General features: G+C 43.6%; 12 protein-coding genes, 3 pseudogenes and 1 riboswitch. Of the genes and pseudogenes, 8 read left to right on the top strand and 7 right to left on the bottom strand.

Going from position 1 to position 18,347, the window contains the following annotated elements:
* Positions 1–26 precede the first annotated feature (26 nt).
* Both gspL and gspM read left to right on the top strand, forming a co-directional pair.
* Positions 27–1,166: a type II secretion system protein GspL gene (gene gspL, locus F988_RS02575; RefSeq protein WP_004680892.1), complete on the top strand. Its 1,140-nt coding sequence runs from the start codon at positions 27–29 to the stop codon at positions 1,164–1,166.
* Positions 1,166–1,645: a type II secretion system protein GspM gene (gene gspM / locus F988_RS02570; RefSeq protein WP_004677730.1), complete on the top strand. Its 480-nt coding sequence runs from the start codon at positions 1,166–1,168 to the stop codon at positions 1,643–1,645. The genes gspL and gspM overlap by 1 nt, the downstream gene beginning before the upstream one ends.
* A 162-nt stretch (positions 1,646–1,807) precedes the next feature.
* On the opposite strand, the gene F988_RS02565 is transcribed toward gspM, so the two are convergent.
* A complete protein-coding gene (locus F988_RS02565) occupies positions 1,808–3,238 on the bottom strand; it encodes a pyridoxal phosphate-dependent aminotransferase (RefSeq protein ID WP_004680891.1) in 1,431 nt (476 codons plus the stop codon).
* 247 nt (positions 3,239–3,485) lie between these two features.
* Here F988_RS02565 and msrB point away from each other — a divergent pair, with 247 nt between their 5' ends.
* Entirely contained in the window at positions 3,486–3,905 is a 420-nt protein-coding gene (gene msrB / locus F988_RS02560; protein ID WP_004677726.1) for a peptide-methionine (R)-S-oxide reductase MsrB, read from the top strand.
* On the top strand, positions 3,902–4,390 hold the full coding sequence (locus F988_RS02555; RefSeq protein ID WP_004680890.1) for a glutathione peroxidase: 489 nt from the start codon (positions 3,902–3,904) through the stop codon (positions 4,388–4,390). The genes msrB and F988_RS02555 overlap by 4 nt, the downstream gene beginning before the upstream one ends.
* 54 nt (positions 4,391–4,444) lie before the next feature.
* Here F988_RS02555 and F988_RS02550 read toward each other — a convergent pair.
* The 6 genes and pseudogenes from F988_RS02550 to F988_RS02520 form a co-directional block, all read right to left on the bottom strand.
* Positions 4,445–7,576, bottom strand: a pseudogene (locus tag F988_RS02550) (efflux RND transporter permease subunit).
* Position 7,577: 1 nt separating this feature from the next.
* Positions 7,578–8,768, bottom strand: a pseudogene (locus tag F988_RS02540) (efflux RND transporter periplasmic adaptor subunit).
* A gap of 266 nt (positions 8,769–9,034) precedes the next feature.
* The gene (dapC, locus tag F988_RS02535; protein ID WP_004680885.1) at positions 9,035–10,204 is read right to left on the bottom strand and encodes a succinyldiaminopimelate transaminase; all 1,170 of its coding nucleotides are present in this window, start codon (positions 10,202–10,204) and stop codon (positions 9,035–9,037) included.
* 63 nt (positions 10,205–10,267) lie between these two features.
* Entirely contained in the window at positions 10,268–12,931 is a 2,664-nt protein-coding gene (glnD, locus tag F988_RS02530; protein ID WP_004680884.1) for a [protein-PII] uridylyltransferase, read from the bottom strand.
* Between the two features lie 57 nt (positions 12,932–12,988).
* Positions 12,989–14,206 (bottom strand): formate-dependent phosphoribosylglycinamide formyltransferase, encoded by a 1,218-nt coding sequence (gene purT, locus F988_RS02525; protein ID WP_171062018.1) that lies wholly within the window; start codon positions 14,204–14,206, stop codon positions 12,989–12,991.
* A gap of 118 nt (positions 14,207–14,324) precedes the next feature.
* Complete coding sequence (locus F988_RS02520; RefSeq protein ID WP_004680882.1) at positions 14,325–14,714, bottom strand: tautomerase family protein; 390 nt, start codon at positions 14,712–14,714, stop codon at positions 14,325–14,327.
* 95 nt (positions 14,715–14,809) lie between these two features.
* Here F988_RS02520 and F988_RS02515 point away from each other — a divergent pair, with 95 nt between their 5' ends.
* From F988_RS02515 to F988_RS02505, 4 genes and pseudogenes are all read left to right on the top strand, one after another.
* Positions 14,810–15,274, top strand: coding sequence for a hypothetical protein (locus F988_RS02515; RefSeq protein WP_004680881.1), 465 nt, complete (start codon positions 14,810–14,812; stop codon positions 15,272–15,274).
* A 57-nt stretch (positions 15,275–15,331) separates the two neighbouring features.
* Positions 15,332–15,520 (top strand): annotated as a pseudogene (locus F988_RS14275) (hypothetical protein); the annotation flags it as partial.
* Between the two features lie 118 nt (positions 15,521–15,638).
* Positions 15,639–16,895 (top strand): serine hydroxymethyltransferase, encoded by a 1,257-nt coding sequence (gene glyA, locus F988_RS02510; protein WP_004680880.1) that lies wholly within the window; start codon positions 15,639–15,641, stop codon positions 16,893–16,895.
* Positions 16,896–17,449: 554 nt separating this feature from the next.
* Positions 17,450–17,546: riboswitch (guanidine-I (ykkC/yxkD leader) on the top strand.
* Positions 17,547–17,593: 47 nt separating this feature from the next.
* On the top strand, positions 17,594–18,331 hold the full coding sequence (locus tag F988_RS02505) for an urea amidolyase associated protein UAAP1 (protein ID WP_004680879.1): 738 nt from the start codon (positions 17,594–17,596) through the stop codon (positions 18,329–18,331).
* Positions 18,332–18,347: the final 16 nt, after the last annotated feature.

The following is an 18,347-nucleotide window of genomic DNA, read 5'->3' as shown; positions in this document are numbered from 1 at the left end:
CAACAGGATAAGGATACTGAACACCGATGCTGTATTTATGGATGCCCGAAACCAATGGAACATGGTATTGGTCGGCTGGGGAAAACTGGTTGCAGGCAAACAGTCTTGAACAACTCATTCAGGATTTGCAAGCGCATAGTGGAAAAGAGGCGGTGGTCTATTTTCCAAGCCGCAATGCTCAAATGTTGCAGCAGCCTATGACAAAGGCGCATTACAAGCAATTGGGGCAAGAAGGCATTAAATATCTGTTAGAAGAGTTTGTGACCTTGCCAATTGACCAGATGAAAGTGGTGCATCATTTTCAGCATGATCAACTCAATATTTTAGGTGTTGCGCAATTTACCATTGAAACTTGGCAGCATGCCCTAAGCCTTTTACCGATCCAGATTGTCGCTTTCTTGCCTGATTTTCTGATTCTGCCTGAGCCAGCACAAAATGAAGTGGTACTGGTGAATCTGTATGACCATTTACTGGTGAGGGAAAATGTCTGGTCAGGTAACTCGATTGATGATTTAGGGTTATTTCTGGAATTTCAGTCATCAGAAACGCAATATAAATTTGCCAATCTCAGTGCAATCCAACTGGATGTTTTGGCAACAGCATCTGATAAAGATCAACGTACTGAGTTTAGCTACCAGTTTGAGCAGTTTCCAAGACCGAAGCAACATCCATTTAATGTGTTGCCAAAGGCAAAAAATGCCGATGTACAATGGTCAGGCTACTGGAAAGCCTCGGCAGCCGTTTTATTGGCCGTGATTCTGGTGCAGCTGGGTTATGATGCCTTGCGCTGGTCAAAGTTGAGAAAGCTGGCGGATCAAACTGCTTTACAGGCGATCGATCAGTATAAGCATTGGTTTGGCGAAAATACCCGTGTGACTGAGCAGAACATTAAAAGCCAGTTTGAAAGCCAGTTGCGCATGAGCCAGCTTGGAGATACGCAGGCATTGTCATTGTTGAGTCGGGTAGGGCCAATATTGATGCAGAAACAGATTGTTGCCCAACAAGTCAGTTATGATGCTTCAACATTGGCAATGTCGTTAAAGGCAAAATCAGCAAATGACTTGCAGGCGTTGGCACAGCAGTTGAATCAGCAGGGTTTTCAGGCGGAACTTGGAAATGTACAAGCGGATAGTGTCGGTGCGATTGGGATGGTCAAAGTAAAATAATGAAAGCGTTCACACAATTACAAAATAGTCTTGATCAGAAAGCTGAGGCGCTGAATCAATATTTACAGAGCCTGTCAGTGCGTGAGCGCGTGATGGTGGTTTTTACAACTGTTTTTTTAATCGTTGTGATTGTTGGTTCCGCTTTGTGGAAAATGCATGCTTTGGCAAACCAGCAACAAAAGCGTTTAAATGAGCTTAAGGATTTAATGGTCTGGATGCAGAGTAATGCTGCAACCATGAAACCTGCCAATGACCTTGCCCTTTCCTCGGCGGATAAAATCCAGCGTACAGCACAGCAGCAAGGGTTGGCAGTTTCTTCGCAGCAAAATGGAGAACAGATCCAAATTGTTGCGGAACATCAGAATTATTCTGTACTTGCCAACTTTTTAATGCAGCTATCCCAGATGGGGGTGAGCATTGAAAAAATGGACATGGTTTCCAATGCAGGCCAGATTAAATTAACGGCAACAGTTAAATAAAAGGTGGTGTTTTAAAAACTATGCTGACTATATTTTAACCATAAATTAAATCTCATAAAGCATTAAAAATATAGCGGCAGAATAAAAATTGAAGTTTTACTCTGCCGTCCCTATTAAATATAAAAATCCCCCTTACGTACTAAAGGGGGATTGAATATGGTCTTAACGTATTTTAGCGAGGAAACGGCCTAAACGGTTAATTGCCTCACGTAACTCATTTTCCGCAGGTAAAAATACCACACGGAAATGGTCAGGCGTTGGCCAGTTAAAGCCCGTACCCTGAACCAGTAAAACTTTTTCAGCCTTTAATAAATCCAGCATGAATTTTTCGTCATCTTCAACTGGATAAATTTCTGGGTCAAGTTTAGGGAAGCAGTACATGGCACCATCAGGTTTAACACAACTGACACCAGGAATTTCATTCAACATTTCCCATGCAATATTGCGTTGTTCATATAAACGCCCACCAGGGCGAATCAAATCATTAATGGATTGATAACCACCTAACGCAGTTTGAATGGCATATTGCGCCTGATGGTTGGCACACAGGCGCATGGAAGCCAGCATGTCCAGACCCTCGATATAGTCTGCCGCACGCGCCTTGTCCCCTGTAATCGCCATCCATCCAGCACGATAACCTGCAATACGATATGCCTTTGATAAACCGTTAAAAGATAAACAGAGCTGATCACCAGAAAGAGCAGCAACAGCCACATGTTCAATACCGTCATAAACGATTTTATCGTAGATTTCATCAGCAAATAAAATCAAGTCATGTTTTTTCGCCAATGCGACAATTTGTTCTAACACATGGCGAGGGTAGACCGAACCTGTCGGGTTATTTGGATTAATCACCACAATTCCACGCGTATTGGGCGTGATCTTGCTTTCCATATCGGCAATGTCAGGATACCAGTAGTTCTCTTCATCACATTTATAGTGAACTGCCGTACCCCCTGAAAGGTTGACTGCGGCTGTCCACAATGGGTAGTCAGGCATTGGCACCAGCATTTCATCGCCGTCATCCAGCAACCCTTGCATTGCCATCACGATCAGTTCAGACACACCATTGCCGACATAGACATCATTGACATGCATATCAAAAATGCCTTTCTGCTGGTAATACTGGCAAATTGCCTTACGGGCAGGGAAAATGCCTTTAGAATCAGTGTAGCCAATCGCATTTGGCAGGTTTAAGGCAACGTCGTTAATAATCTCTTGTGGGGCTTCAAAACCAAAAGGTGCGGGGTTGCCGATATTTAGCTTGATGATTTTATGTCCTTGCTCTTCCATTTCATTGGCGGCGCGTAATACTGGTCCACGAATGTCGTAACAAACATGCTCAAGCTTAGAGGATTTCCTGATTTCTCTAGTGGTTTGAGTTGAGTTGGGAATAGCAGTATTTTTAGACATAGCTGGATTCACTTTTGCATATCGGTATAAATAACTTTTAAAGGTTTCAATGGTAACCAGATCAAGATCATGCTGATCTCTCAGTAATTCAACAATTTTTTCATGGGTAAAACCCGATTGTTGATATTGTCTGATGGTTGGCAATAGGTTTTGGAAAACCACACTTTTCTTTTGCGACATTTTTTGTCCTGTACAACAGACAGCGGTGTGGCATCAGCATAGCATCATATTTGCTTACTTGGAAGATGAAGTTATAAATAAAATGCTCACTATAAAATATAATTTGCTTTCTATTTGCTATTTGTGCGGTAAATGTTTAATTTTTTATAAATTTTGCAGCAATAGACTAGAGTTTTTGTTGTGAATGGCGTAAATATAAAAACTGATCACCAAATACTTTTAAAATATAGAACAAAAGGAGCAGGTCATGGGAAAAGTCAATAAAACTGACCGAGAATGGCAAAGAGAACTGTCACCAGAAGAATATCGGATTACCCGCCAAAAAGGCACAGAGCCTGCTTTCACTGGACAATACTGGAACACTAAGCAACATGGAATCTACGTGTGCCGTTGCTGTGGTGCGGAACTATTTTCTTCGGACACCAAATATGACAGTGGGTGTGGCTGGCCGAGCTTTTTTAGACCGCTTGACAGCACTGCAATAGAAGAACACGAAGATTTGTCGCATGGTATGGTCAGAACGGAAATTGTCTGCCATGACTGTGACGCACATTTGGGGCATGTATTTGAGGATGGTCCGCAGCCGACAGGATTGCGCTATTGCGTTAATTCGGCATCACTACAACTTAAAACACAAGAAAAGAACGACGAGGAAACATATCCATGAGTAACATTTATCAGTTTGAAGCTGAATTGTTAGAGGGAGATATAAAGGCGCTCGCCGACTATAAAGGTAAGGTCATGCTGATTGTAAACACTGCAAGCAAGTGTGCTTTTACCCCACAGTTTGCAGGACTTGAAAAACTATATGAAAAATATAAACCACAGGGTCTGGAAATTTTGGGGTTTCCATGTAACCAGTTTGGTGGGCAGGATCCAGGAACAAATAAAGAAATAGGGGCGTTCTGCCAACGTAACTATGGGGTTAATTTTCCAATGTTTGCCAAAGTTGATGTAAAAGGACCTGAAGCACATGCCATTTTTCGTTTTTTAACCCGAGAGGCGAAAGGCATTTTGGGAAGCCAGAACATTAAATGGAATTTCACCAAATTTCTCGTGGGACGTAATGGTGAGGTTTTAGGACGTTACGCGCCGACTACCAAGCCCGAGGCTTTCGAAGCAGATATTGAGAAAGCATTAGCAAGCAAATAAGAGACAATAAAAAAAATGGGCGGTTTATTAACCGCCCATTTTTTATGGATGTTTTTATTCAACGGTTTTAGATTTCCTCAACCCATGAAGCTTACGATTAATATCATCAATAAAGGTGTAAACCACAGGAATCACTAATAATGACAAGAAAGTGCTGGTGATCAATCCACCAATCACTGAAAGTGCCATTGGTGCGCGGAAGCTTGGATCAGTTCCAATACCTAATGCAATCGGTAACATCCCAGCACCCATTGCCAATGTGGTCATGATAATAGGGCGGGCACGTTTATGGCAGGCATCAAGCAAGGCATTGAAACGCGAATAGTCTCGCTCTTTACGCGCAATAATGGCGTAATCCACCAAGAGAATTGAGTTTTTACTTGCGATTCCCATGAGCATGATTAAACCGATTAAGCTTGGCATTGAAAAGCTACTTTTTGCCAAAAGTAACAGCACGAAAGCGCCACCCAAAGACAGCGGTAATGCAACCAAGATGGTGATCGGTTGTAAAAAGTCCTTAAATAAAAGCACCAACACCACATAAATACACAGTACACCCGTCAGCATGGCCAAGCCAAAGCTTGAGAATAATTCCTGCATCACTTCAGCATCACCGATATTGGTACGTTTTACTGTCGGTGGTAGATTCTTCATGGTTGGTAATTGATCAACTTTCGCTGCAATATCACCCAAAGGCTGGTTGTTGAGTTCAATATTAAAGTTGATATTACGAAGACGGTTGAAGCGGTCAATCTGTGATGGTCCACTTTCAATATTCACATCGGCAATCGTCCCCAGCATGACAGGACCATGACTACCCTTGATCATGAGGCGTTTAATCAGTTCCTGATCCTGACGGGCGGCAAGAGGCAATTTAATCACCACAGGCACCTGACGCTGTGAAAGGTTGAGTTTTGCCAGATTTTGGTCAAAGTCACCTGCAGTTGCGATACGTAAAGTCTCGGCAATATCGTAAGTGGTCACACCCAAATCTGCGGCTTTGGCAAAATCAGGGCGAATCACCAGTTCAGGACGAATCAGTGCCGCACTTGAAGTAATACTGCCAATATTCGGAATGGTGCGTAATTCACGTTCCAGTGCGCGGGCTGTTGACATCAAGGCTTCAGGGTCATCGCCTGAAAGTGCCAGTTGATATTGGCTGTTATTGCCCGCCAGACCGACCTGAATTCTGGCACCTGGCAAGGGTGCTAAACGTTGACGAATCTGGTCTTCAATGTCTTGCAGACTGGCACTGCGTTCAGTACGTTCAGTGGTTTGAATAGTCAGAGTCGCTTTACGAGGTTCACTAGATGCACCACCAGCAAAGGGGTCACTTCCTGCAGCGCCTCCACCAATGGTGGTATAGATGCTTTTAATTTCAGGATGATCCTTAATTAGGCTTCGTGCATATTCTGCCGTTTTTAAGGTATCGGCAAATTGTGAACCTGGGGTCAATTCCAGACGTACCTGCGTTTGTCCAGTGTCTGGTGGTGGTACAAATCCAGTTGGTAATAGTGGAATCAGCATAACTGAACCAATAAAAAAGGCGATTGCCCCAAACAGCGTGATCCAGCGATGGTTTAAACACCACGTCACCAGACGCATATAGCTACGCATGACTTTGCCATCTTTGGCACGGTCTTTCGCTAAAGCCGCTGTACCTTGATCATTGGCAGGTTGGTCAGTATCTTCATGAGGTTCAACTTTGCCGACCCAGGGTTTAAGGATATAGGCAGACATCATTGGGGTAAGCAAACGTGCTACGAGCAAGGAGGCAAAAATGGCCAATGCTGCTGTCCAGCCAAACTGCACAAAGAATTTACCTGCAATACCACTCATAAAGGCGGTCGGTAAAAATACTGCAATCAGGGTAAATGTGGTGGCAATCACGGCAAGCCCAATTTCATCGGCAGCTTCCATTGCCGCTTCATAGGGTGTTTTACCCATCCTGAGATGTCGAATGATATTCTCAATCTAAACAATTGCATCATCGACCAGAATCCCGACCACCAGCGACATTGCTAAAAGAGTAACAGTATTGAGGGTGAAACCAAAAAAGTACATCCCAATCAGGGCTGGTAAAATTGACAGGGGCAGGGCAGTTGCGGCAATGATGGTCGCACGCCAGTCACGTAGGAATAGCCACACCACTAAAATAGCTAAAATGGCACCCTCGTAAAGCAGTGACATCGAACCTTTATAGTTGTCAGCAACGGGCTTAACAAAGTTAAATGCTTCGGTGATTTTAATGTCTGGATGTGCAGCCTTGAGTTTATCCAATGCTTCGACCACACCCTTTTCAACATCAACCTCACTGGCACCCTTACTACGGGTAATTTCAAAGCCAATCACAGGCTGTCCATTCAGCAATGCAGCAGAACGGCGTTCGGCAATACCATCATGAATGGTCGCAACCTGATCAAGACGTATATGGCGGCCATCACTGAGTGCAATATCTATTGCCCCAATTTCTTCGGCTGTTTTTACCGTTGCAATGGTGCGAATGGACTGTTCACTGCCGCCAATCTTGGTTTGACCGCCAGATGCATCTTGCTGGATCAAACGCAATTGTCGGGTAATATCCGTTGCAGTTGCATTCAGTGCCAGTAATTTTTCAGGGTCAAGTTCAACCTCAACCTGACGGGTAACACCGCCCACACGGGCGACTGCACCCACACCCTTAACTTGTAGCATGGCGCGGGCAATATCATAGTCCACAAACCATGACAGAGCCTCCTCATCCATTTTCGGCGACTGGATGGTATAAGTTAGAATGGGTGAGCCTGAAAGGTTGATTTTACTGACAATTGGGTCACGTAAATCGGCAGGCAAGTCTGAACGCACCTGGGAAACCGCGTTACGAACGTCATCTACCGCCTCTTGCAGTGGTTTTTCCAGTTGGAACTCGGCTGTAACCGTGACAACGCCATCCTGAATATTGGTATATTGATTTCTTAAACCTTGCAGGGTGGCAATCGAGTTTTCAATTTTACGAGCAACTTCAGTTTCCAGTTGTGGTGGCGCAGCACCTGGCAGGGCTGCGGTCACAGTCACCATTGGCAATTCAATATCTGGAAATTGCTGGATTTTCATCCATTTAAAACACATTAAACCCGTCAATCCCAGCATAATAAATAATAAAATGGCTGGAATAGGATTACGGATTGACCAGGCAGAGAAATTCATTTTAATTCCCCTGTGTGGTCACAAGTTGTTTAGTCAATGGCGTATCAGGAATGTCTTTTGCGACAGTCACTAAATCACCATCGGTGAGGAAACCTGTACCAGACGCAACCAGTTTTACATTTGCAGGCAAGTCCAGAATCTCAACACGATCAGCCAAACGTCGCCCAACAGTCACTTTTTGCTGTGCTACACGATTGTTTTTCCCCACAATAAATACATAGGCAAAGCCATCGCGTAGCAACAAGGCAGTTTGTGGAATAGTGAGTGCTGGTTTTTCACCTAAATCAAATTAACCTTTTACAAACATGCCCATCCGAAACGCCTGAGTGGCTGGCAAGTCAACATAAACCAAGCCATAACGGGTTTGTGGATCAATCACAGGGGCAATTATCCGAACCTTGCCTGTAATGGCAGGCTGGGCAGGGTCAGGCGAAAAAATACGCGCATTCATCCCTTGCTTGAGTTTATACAAATCCGAAGTGGTAACTTCCGCACGCCATTCCAGACGGTGATCCCGAATCAGGCGGAACAGTTCCTGTCCAGTCTGAGCCAAAGAACCGACAGTTGCGGTACGGGCTGAAATCACCCCATTGTCAGGTGAGATCACCTGAGTTTGTGCCAAACGTAGTTGATTGCTTTCAATCTGTGCTCTGGAGGCATCCAGTCTTGCTTGGGCAGTGGCTTGGGAAGTTTGGTATTGGGTTAATTCCTGGGCCGAGATTGCACCTGTATTTCTGAGCTGCTGAATTCGTTTATTGTTGGTCACGGCATCAGCCAATACAGCCTGTGCTTCGGCATAGCTGGCTTTGGCCGCTGCCAAATCGGCACGGATGGTATCGCTGTTAATCTCTGCCAAAACCTGTCCACGTTTAACCTCATCACCGACATTGACATTGACGCGAGTAAGACGCTGACCAGACAATTCACTGCCAATCACCACTTCTTGCCATGCTGCGATATTGCCATTTGCGGTGAATGTCTGTTTCCAGTTTTGCTGTTCAGGTTGAACGACCGTCACCGTTAAGGCAGCTTTTTGTTCGGTTGTTTCTGCATTGTCTGGTTTTTCTGTCGCAGCGGTTTTGTTTGAGCTGCCTGACTTCCACAGCAGGAATGCGACAAGCAACAATACAATCACGATTGCCAAAATGAACCAAACTTTTTTCTTTGTTTTCTGGGGAGTTTGAGAAGTCATCTTTCCATAGTCAATTTAAATTGATGGTTAAGTATAGACGAAGATTTCAAGCCATAGTTATAACATAAAGATGAATATTGGTTTTGAATCCGTATCTTATCTTTGATATGGGAAATGCAAAATTCTAATGCTGGCTCAAGGCGTTTGATTTATAAACTATGGAGTATATACTGCGATTCAGTATGGTAATATCAAGACTATTCTTAGAAAAACTGGGTCGGATGATAAAATTCCCCAAAATATCAAATGAACTTTGGGGATTTTATTTATAAAATCGCTTTCAACCGCTTCACGACTTCTTCGCACTGTGCTAAATCAGCGACAAGCGCCATCCGCACATGGTTTTCACCTGGATTACCCTGTTCAGTATCACGGGATAGATAACGACCTGGCAATACCTTGATATGCGTTTTTTCCATCAACATTTTGGCAAAAGCTTCATCATTATCGACTTTAAGCCAGTAATAAAAACCTGCATCTGGTTTTTGTAATGGCAGTAAATGACCCAATTCAGACTGGAATAAATCAAATTTGGTACGGTATTGCTGGCGATTTTCTTCGACATGCGTTTCATCATTCCACGCTGCAATCGAAGCCAGTTGATGCTGTACAGGCATTGCCGCGCCGTGGTAGGTGCGATATTGCAAGTAAGGCTTTAACAATGCCGCATCACCAGCAACAAAACCTGAGCGCATTCCTGGCAAGTTTGAACGTTTAGACAATGAGTGGAACACGATACAGTTTTTATAGTCATCACGTCCCAATTCAGCACAAACTTCCAATAGCCCAATCGGTGCCTGATCAAACCAAAGTTCTGAATAACATTCATCAGATGCAATCACAAAACCATATTGGTCAGAAAGTGCAATCAGTTTTTTAAACTGTTCTTTTGACAGTACTGTACCTGTTGGATTACCTGGGGTACACACAAATAATAACGCCGTTTTTTCCCATACTTCCGCAGGAACGGCATCAAAGTCGCCGAGATAGCCATTTTCTTCAGTGCAGTTGATAAAATAAGGTTTTGCACCTGCCAATAATGCAGCACCTTCATAAATTTGATAGAACGGATTTGGCATCACGATATACGGTGCATCTTCACGTTTAATTAAGGCTTGCACAAAAGAAAAGATACCTTCCCGTGTTCCAGAAACAGACAAAATATGATCTTCCGCACTGATTTGGTTCAGCTTGAAACGATTGTTCAGCCATTGTGCAATACTTTGGCGCAGCTCAGGCAAGCCTTTACTGTTGGGGTAGGTTGATAAATGCCCAAAATTATCAATAATCGCTTGTTTAACGAACTCAGGTGCGGGGTGTTTAGGTTCACCAATTGACAGTGGAATCAACGGTAAATCGGCAGGTTGTAGCCCTTTAAAAAGCTGGTTTAACTTTTCAAAAGGATAAGGATGCAATAAAGATAAACTTGAGTTCATTGAAACAATTACCAAACTGTAGGGGCGTATTGCATACGCCCAATGTATTGATGAAAATTGGAATTACGATGGGTTAAGAACCTGATTTGACACTTCATCCAAAGCGGATTTTAGTGTTTCCGCAAAGGCCTTGACTTCTTCATCTGTAAGCAATACGCCATTTTTCTTGGTGACAAAGAAAATATCCTCGGCACGTTCACCCAATGTTGCAATTTTAGCAGAGTGAATGTCCAGACCTTGCAGCATAAACAGGGCACCAATTCGTGCCAGTAAGCCAGGTTGATCCAGTGTCGAGATTTCAACCATGTGTTGCTGTAAGGCTGGATTTAGCACAATATCAACCGTATTCTGCACATCAAAGTGACGGAGGTGGCGCGGAATACGGCGTTGCATAATACCTGGATATTGGTCTGAATGACTGAGAGCATCAACCAGAGCCGCTTTAACCTTACGTTCCCGATCAGGATCGGTGAGCAATGTGCCAAAACGGTCCAGCACCAAGTAAGTATCCAGACTAAATGCAGTGCTTGCGGTGATAATTCTGGCATCCTGAACATCAAGGTTCATACGGTCCAGCACCGCCACAGTGGTTGCGAACAGGTTAGGCTGGTCACGGGTATAAATAAAGATTTGAACCGCATCATCTGCGGCATTACGATGTGCGCGTAATAAAACCAAGGGCTCTGGATTATCGCCGTGCTGTAGAATCGCCTGAGTGTGCCATGCAATCTCGTTGGCAGACTCCTTGACAAAATATTCATCCCCCAGCTCTTGCCAGACTTTTTCTACTTCGGCGAGCGAGAAGTCATTGACCAGTAATTCACTGGCTGCAAACTTGGTGTCCTCAATCAGCATCTGGTAATCCACAGGGCGACCTAAACCTGAGCGAATCACGTCACGGGCATAGGTATAGAGCTGGCGCATCAGAGAAGCGCGCCATGTGTTCCAGAGTTTTGGATTGGTTGCGTTAATATCTGCAACGGTCAGTGTATACAGATAATCCAGATGCTCCATGTCACCAACTTTTTCAGCAAATTCCTTTACTTCGTCAGGATCGGAAATATCTTTTTTCTGGGCTGTGAGTGACATCAGGAGATGGTTGTTAATCAGCCAGGCCACCAGTTTGCATTCGCGCTCGGTAAAACCATGTGTGCGGCAGAACTTAATTGCATCAATTGCCCCAAGTTCGCTATGGTCACCGCCACGACCTTTGGCGATGTCATGGAAAATTGCCGCCATATACACAATGTCATGTCGTGCAATACGCTGGAACACTGAGCTGACCACAGGGAAATCCTTGGCAAATTCAGGCGCTTTAAAACGGCTGAGATTACGCAGCAATAACAGGGTATGTGCATCAACCGTATAAATATGGAACAGGTCGTATTGCATCAATCCCATAATCTGCCCGAAAGCAGGAATATAGTTGCCCAAAACGCCGTAACGTTTCATCGCCACCATCGTATTGTAGAGATGCGGTGAGCGAATGATTGACATAAACAACGCCTGATGTTCTGGGTTGTCGCGGAAACGCTGGTCAATCCGCTTGGCTGCAAGGACCAGCAGACGCAAGGTGCGGGCGCGAATACCTGTAATCTCAGGACGGTTTGCCAATAGATAGAATAATTCTAAAATCGCGCTCGGTTCTTCAGAGAAAACCTTATGGTGTTGTACGGCAAGTTTGCCATCCACAATTTTAAAGCGGTCATTAATTTCTACAATCTGGCGTTCATAGTCAGGCAAACGTGGGGTAATCACCGACTCATTGAAATAGGCAAGCAGCATTTCACTCAGGGTAGAAACCTGTTGGGCAGTGCGGTAATACCGTTTCATGAACTGTTCAACGGCAAAATTGACGTGTTGACCCTCTTCACGGACATAGCCAAACTTTGCTGCAATATCACGTTGATATTCAAACAATAAACGGTTTTCATCACGTTTTGCCAAGCGATGTAAATGGGTGCGGATTTCCCATAGAAAACTTTCCGCTTCTTCAAGTACAGCAAGCTCAAATTCAGTGATAAAACCTAAATGTACAAGGTCATAGATACGGTTGACACGGAAGTGGCGTTTTGCAATCCAGCCAATCTGGTTGATGTCACGAATACCGCCTGGCGCATTTTTAATGTCGGGTTCCAGATTGCTTTCAGTGTTGTTATGTTGGGCATAGCGCTTGGCTTGCTCAGCCATTTTCGCATCATAGAACGTTTTATCAGTCCAGGTTTGCGCCACAATACGGCGAGGCCACTTGGCAAGCTGTTCATTACCTGTGATTAGACGCGCTTCAATCAGGGTGGTGGCAACCGTCAGGTCATTACTGGCTTGTTCAACGCAGTTTTGAATAGTGCGAACGCTTGTCCCTGGCTTAAAATTACCGACATCCCAAAGTGAGGAAATAAAAGCGGAAATCAGTTTTTCTTGTTCTTCACTGATTTCATCCTCTGACAAAATCATGATGTCGGTATCGGAATAGGGGAGCATCTCATGGCGACCATAACCGCCAACAGCAAATAAACCCAACTCGGTTTGATCTAAGCCTGCATGATTCCAAAGAAAAATGAGTGCCTCATCAATCGAATCAGATCGGGCACTAATCACATCACGAATGGAAGCACCATTTTCATAACTTTGCTGTAATTGCTTTTCTACATCTGTTCGCCATTGGTTAATGGCTTGAATATCATGAAGGCTGGTGACGTAGTTTAACAAAGGCGATGTATTGATCATGAAAATGGGTCTTCTATCAAAGTCCCTCTTGGTCAAAGAGGGATTAAGGGAGATATTTTAAGCGTTGGTTTGTACAATCACCTGATCTGCTGCCTGCTGTGCCAGTTCACGCGCGAGGTCTGTGGTTTCAGCACGTGCGGTGGCAACACCCATACGGCGGCGTTTGAAGCCCTCTGGTTTACCAAACAAGCGCAAGTCAGTGTTCGGGTTTGCCAAAGCAAGATTTAAGCCAGAGAAGCTCAGGTTGTTCGCATCCACACCTGCATAGATTACGGCACTGGCTGCCACACTATGACGGGCTGTGTTGACTGGTAAACCTAAAATCGCACGAGCATGCAGCTCAAATTCACTCTGGAACTGTGATGCCAGAGTTACTAGACCTGTGTCATGTGGGCGAGGTGAGACTTCACTAAACCAGACTTTATCGCCTTTAATAAATAACTCTACACCAAAAACACCACAGCCACCCAAAGCGGTTGTGACTTTATTTGCAATACGTTTTGCTTCCTGCAAGGCTGCGACTGTCATTGGTTGTGGCTGCCAGCTTTCAACATAGTCACCCGCATCCTGACGGTGTCCAATTGGATCGCAGTAATGGGTTTCGATTTCACCTGTTGCTGGATTTTTAGCACGTACGGTTAATAGGGTAATTTCAAAATCAAAATCAATTTGTGATTCAATGATCACTGTACCCTGATTGACACGACCACCTTGCATGGCATATTCCCAGGCCACATCAACCTCATCAAAGTTCTTAACACGGGACTGACCTTTGCCAGAAGAGGACATGACAGGTTTAACAAAGTTTGGATAACCAATATCGTCACATGCTGCACGGAAGCTTTCCAATGTGCTGGCAAAGCGATAGGCGGAAGTGGGCAAGCCCAGTTCTTCCGCAGCTAAACGGCGAATGCCCTCACGGTTCATGGTGAGGTTGACGGCTTTTGCTGATGGAATCACCGTTGCAGTTTTGCGTTGCTCGATTTCAAGCAAAACCTCAGTCGCAATGGCCTCAATTTCAGGAACAATTAAATTCGGTTTAATTTTTTCAATCAGTTGTTTTAATTCAGTTGGATCTGCCATATTCAGGGTATAGGAATAATGGGCAACCTGCATGGCAGGTGCATGGTCATAACGGTCAGCCGCATGAACTTCGACACCCAAGCGTTGTAAAGAAATCACCACTTCTTTACCCAGCTCTCCAGAACCTAACAGTAAAACCTTAAATGCAGAAGATTGAAGTGGAGTTCCAAGAGTAACGCTCATGCGAATAATCCTATCCTGATAAATTTGTGTTTAAGCATAGCAGAACTTGCCGCTGAATTAAGCTTAAATTGACACAAAAAATGGTTTTTGTTAGACAAAAATCCTACCTTGTATTGTTTTCGCTTATTTAGACATTGACCTGATAGTTCAGCCCCAATTCATCCGCATTTTTGCCCCGTATTCCCCAGTTACATTTCGGTGTTTCAAAAATCGTGATTTCAATATCCTGAGCTGAAATGCCACATTGCTGTTGAATATTGGCAAAGATTGCCTGCACAAAGCGCTTTTTGGTTTCTATGCTTCGACCCTCAAACATGAAAATTTCAATAATGATGTAGCGGTCACTACGGTCATCTGGATAGATAAAATCATCTTGTTTCAGGGCAATAAAACGCTGAAACTTCTTTTCCACAGGATAGCTCAGACTTTCAACCAAAGCCTGATGGATGGCTTGGGAAAGCTGATCTCTAAATTGATCTATTGTTTTGCGATGCGCATAGATTTTTATTTGTGACATGAGTGGTTTTTATCCATGATAAATAAGTAACAATGATTGAGAATTATTCCCAGATTGACTAGCATAATGCCGAAATATTTCATTGGCGACTTGATATGTCTAATCCAAAAACTCGTGTGGCAATAATCGTATTGTGTAGCACCTTTTTATTGACTGCATGTGGGCAGGGAGACAATCAACCTGAAAAAAAGGTTGAAATCAAACCTGCGCCAAAATTAAACAATGATGCAACCACTTATGCAAATGCGGCGTGGACATTGATTAATGAAATTGACCCAATTATCTATAATAAACAAGTCTCTGAAATTGAGGAAAAAGTCAGGAAACCTTTACGCCAGCTCAGCACGGATTGGCGGATCAATGTCAAAATGACCGACTCTGTGACAGAAGGCAAATATGCACTTTGCCGTAAGGCACTGACCAGTCTGGACACATGGGCGCGAGATGTAAAAGATCGTTCATCTAGCTCCGCGCAGAAGCAGGCAGACTATGAACGTGATAAAGCCCAATGTAAGGATGCAATTGATAATCCTGCACTGGGAAATACCTCTCCAAAATAAAATAAGCGGGAAGAAAAATCCCGCTTTGGTGGTTTATGTCGCACTTCAAGTTTTACTCTGCCCAATATTGTGACCCATTTTGTGGGGATTCCCTTAATTGTTTTTTCAATTTTATGTTTAACCGCCCGCGCTGGGGTGGAAATATCAGGTTTTTCAGTAACACTGGCAATTGTTTTGATTGTCTTGAGTAGCATTTACTATATTTCGCTTGATAAGCTGTTTGGTGTACTGATGCTGATTTTATTGTGAATAAAATTCACGAAGAATTAAATAAATATCAATCTGTGCAACGGCAAACTTCGTGCTACAATACGCACCAATCTTTAGCACGGCTTAAAAGCCCTAATTTATAGGACCCCCGCTAATGTTTGCCAATATCTCTATTGCTGAATTTGATCCAGAAATCGCTCAGGCAATTGCTTCGGAAGGTGAGCGTCAAGAAGCTCATATCGAACTTATTGCATCTGAAAACTATTGCTCTCCAGCAGTGATGGAAGCACAAGGATCAAAACTGACCAACAAATATGCAGAAGGCTATCCTGGCAAACGCTACTATGGCGGTTGTGAATATGTTGATGTCGTAGAACAGCTTGCTATTGATCGTGCCAAAGCATTGTTTGGTGCAGATTATGCAAACGTTCAGCCACATGCGGGTTCTCAGGCAAACTCTGCTGTTTACCTGGCGCTGCTTAACCCAGGCGATACCGTTTTGGGTATGAGCCTGGCACACGGTGGTCACTTGACTCACGGTGCGAAAGTCAGCTTTTCTGGTAAAACCTATAATGCAGTCCAGTATGGTTTAAACCCAGAAACGGGCGAAATTGATTATGAAGAAGTTGAACGTTTGGCTTTAGAGCACAAACCACGTATGATCGTTGCAGGTTTCTCTGCTTATAGCCGTGTGGTTGATTGGCAGCGTTTCCGTGATATCGCAGACAAAGTAGGTGCTTACCTGTTTGTTGATATGGCACACGTTGCTGGTCTGGTTGCTGCTGGTGTTTATCCAAACCCAGTGCAAATTGCAGATGTGACCACGACAACGACACACAAAACACTGCGTGGTCCACGTTCTGGTTTAATCCTTGCCAAAGCAAACGAAGAAATCGAGAAAAAACTTCAATCTGCTGTTTTTCCTGGTAATCAGGGTGGTCCTTTGATGCATGCGATTGCAGCGAAAGCAATTTGCTTTAAAGAAGCCATGTCTGATGAATTCAAGGCATATCAACAACAAGTGGTGAAGAATGCTCAGGCAATGGCAGACGTGTTTATCTCTCGTGGTTATGATGTGGTTTCAGGCGGTACAGACAACCATCTATTCTTATTGTCTTTGATCAAGCAAGAGGATGTAACAGGTAAAGATGCTGATGCATGGTTAGGTGCTGCGCATATTACGGTTAATAAAAATGCCGTGCCAAATGATCCGCGTTCTCCATTTGTGACTTCTGGTATCCGTATTGGTACACCAGCAGTAACTACGCGTGGTTTTGGTGAAGTGGAAGTTCGTGATCTTGCGGCTTGGATCGCTGACATTATCGACAGTAAAGGTAATGAACAAGTCATTGCGGATGTAAAAGCTAAAGTTGAAGCGGTTTGTGCTAAATTCCCAGTTTATGCTGAATAATTTGCTTTGCTAAATAAAATTCTAAAAACACCTCAAACTTCGGTTTGGGGTGTTTTTTTATGCCTGAAAATTGATGAACTCATCAAATCCAATGAAGCATTTTATGGCAGTTTGCCTTAAAAAAGTGCTATTCAAACTATTGTTCTATTTTCTTGCCTTATTTTGTTGCTATTTAAGTAACCTGAACACGATTTAAATATTTTTCTAATATATTAAAAGATATCTTGATGGAATCTTGCAGAGTTCTCATCTAATTTCAGCATAAACTTTCAGCTGGACTTACTTTTGTTTCGGCATGAGGAGCGAAGCTCCGCAAGGGCAACCATCTTGCGCAGCTATCGCTGCTCACCGCAAAACTCGTTGACTACTATCAGCTAACTTAATGAATCGCAAAAACAACATTCTATTAATTGAGTCCTGTCTCAAACAATTGCGGATGACGTTTCCGCGTATCGTAATTCATTGAGAATTTTATATCGAACTTATATTAAGTAATACTTTTCCTAAAAATAGTATTACTAAAATGGCATGTCTTTTGCTTTTAGATAAATAGATCAAAAGTTGTCTAGGGTTCCGATGTGTTTTGCACATGACTGGACCGAGAGAGAACGGTTCGGCAGAACTACACGGAGGGATAAAAGCCCGGGAGGATCGGCATTTTGCCATAACGAGGTCAAATCATCCTAAGGGGTTTTGTTATGCATCCATCTATTTATCATAATAATCAAATACTTTGGCAAGAAAAATTACTCGGTGGCCATCACTGGTCGGGTCGGATTCAGCGTGGGGCAGTGTTGCAATTTGAGCCACTGGGTGCAAATGCCAATGTTTCGCTCTATTGTGTCAATGCCGAAGATAAACTGGAACGCTTCAATATGCCTGACAGTTTAAAGGCACAGCACACTGCATTTTTATCGACGGGACATGTGCTGTATTCTGATTTGGGGCGGGTGATGGCATCGATTGTTCAGGATGGTCATGGCTGGAATGATGTATTTTGTAGCCCAAGTACGCCTGCACAAATTCAACAGCAATTTGGCATTCAAAGCTTTCAGGATGCCCGCAATGATATGTATCAAAGTGGCCTGAATGGCTTGTTGGTTGAGTTTGCCAAGTTTGGTTTAAAACAGGCTGATTTAACCGCTTGTGTGAATCTCTTTTCTAAGGTTATTCCTGATGAGGCAGGCAAATTGTCCTATGTTCAGGAAGATAAAACCCAGCAAAGCATTGAGTTACGTTTCGAAATGGATTGTTTGCTATTTTTATCGGCTGCACCACATGCGCTGGATACCTCTGAAAGCTATCAACCTGCCGATGTTCAACTCCGTTTATTCAAGGCTAATGCCTTAGCTGAATCCGATGTGTGTCGTGATTCCTGTCCTCAAAATCAGCGTGGTTTTGCCAACAATGCCCGCTATTACGCTTTATCTGTTTAATTTTTGAGGAAAAAAT

The organism is Acinetobacter parvus DSM 16617 = CIP 108168 (assembly GCF_000368025.1).
Lineage (GTDB): Bacteria > Pseudomonadota > Gammaproteobacteria > Pseudomonadales > Moraxellaceae > Acinetobacter > Acinetobacter parvus.
This window is presented reverse-complemented; position numbering and strand designations above follow the sequence as displayed.

What these genes read in the sequence shown, in the direction of transcription:
- gspL (WP_004680892.1), top strand. Translation starts at nt 27, where the DNA reads ATGCTGTATTTATGGATGCCCGAAACCAATGGAACATGGTATTGGTCG.
- gspM (WP_004677730.1), top strand. Translation starts at nt 1,166, where the DNA reads ATGAAAGCGTTCACACAATTACAAAATAGTCTTGATCAGAAAGCTGAG.
- F988_RS02565 (WP_004680891.1), bottom strand. Translation starts at nt 3,238, where the DNA reads ATGTCGCAAAAGAAAAGTGTGGTTTTCCAAAACCTATTGCCAACCATC.
- msrB (WP_004677726.1), top strand. Translation starts at nt 3,486, where the DNA reads ATGGGAAAAGTCAATAAAACTGACCGAGAATGGCAAAGAGAACTGTCA.
- F988_RS02555 (WP_004680890.1), top strand. Translation starts at nt 3,902, where the DNA reads ATGAGTAACATTTATCAGTTTGAAGCTGAATTGTTAGAGGGAGATATA.
- dapC (WP_004680885.1), bottom strand. Translation starts at nt 10,204, where the DNA reads ATGAACTCAAGTTTATCTTTATTGCATCCTTATCCTTTTGAAAAGTTA.
- glnD (WP_004680884.1), bottom strand. Translation starts at nt 12,931, where the DNA reads ATGATCAATACATCGCCTTTGTTAAACTACGTCACCAGCCTTCATGAT.
- F988_RS02520 (WP_004680882.1), bottom strand. Translation starts at nt 14,714, where the DNA reads ATGTCACAAATAAAAATCTATGCGCATCGCAAAACAATAGATCAATTT.
- F988_RS02515 (WP_004680881.1), top strand. Translation starts at nt 14,810, where the DNA reads ATGTCTAATCCAAAAACTCGTGTGGCAATAATCGTATTGTGTAGCACC.
- glyA (WP_004680880.1), top strand. Translation starts at nt 15,639, where the DNA reads ATGTTTGCCAATATCTCTATTGCTGAATTTGATCCAGAAATCGCTCAG.
- F988_RS02505 (WP_004680879.1), top strand. Translation starts at nt 17,594, where the DNA reads ATGCATCCATCTATTTATCATAATAATCAAATACTTTGGCAAGAAAAA.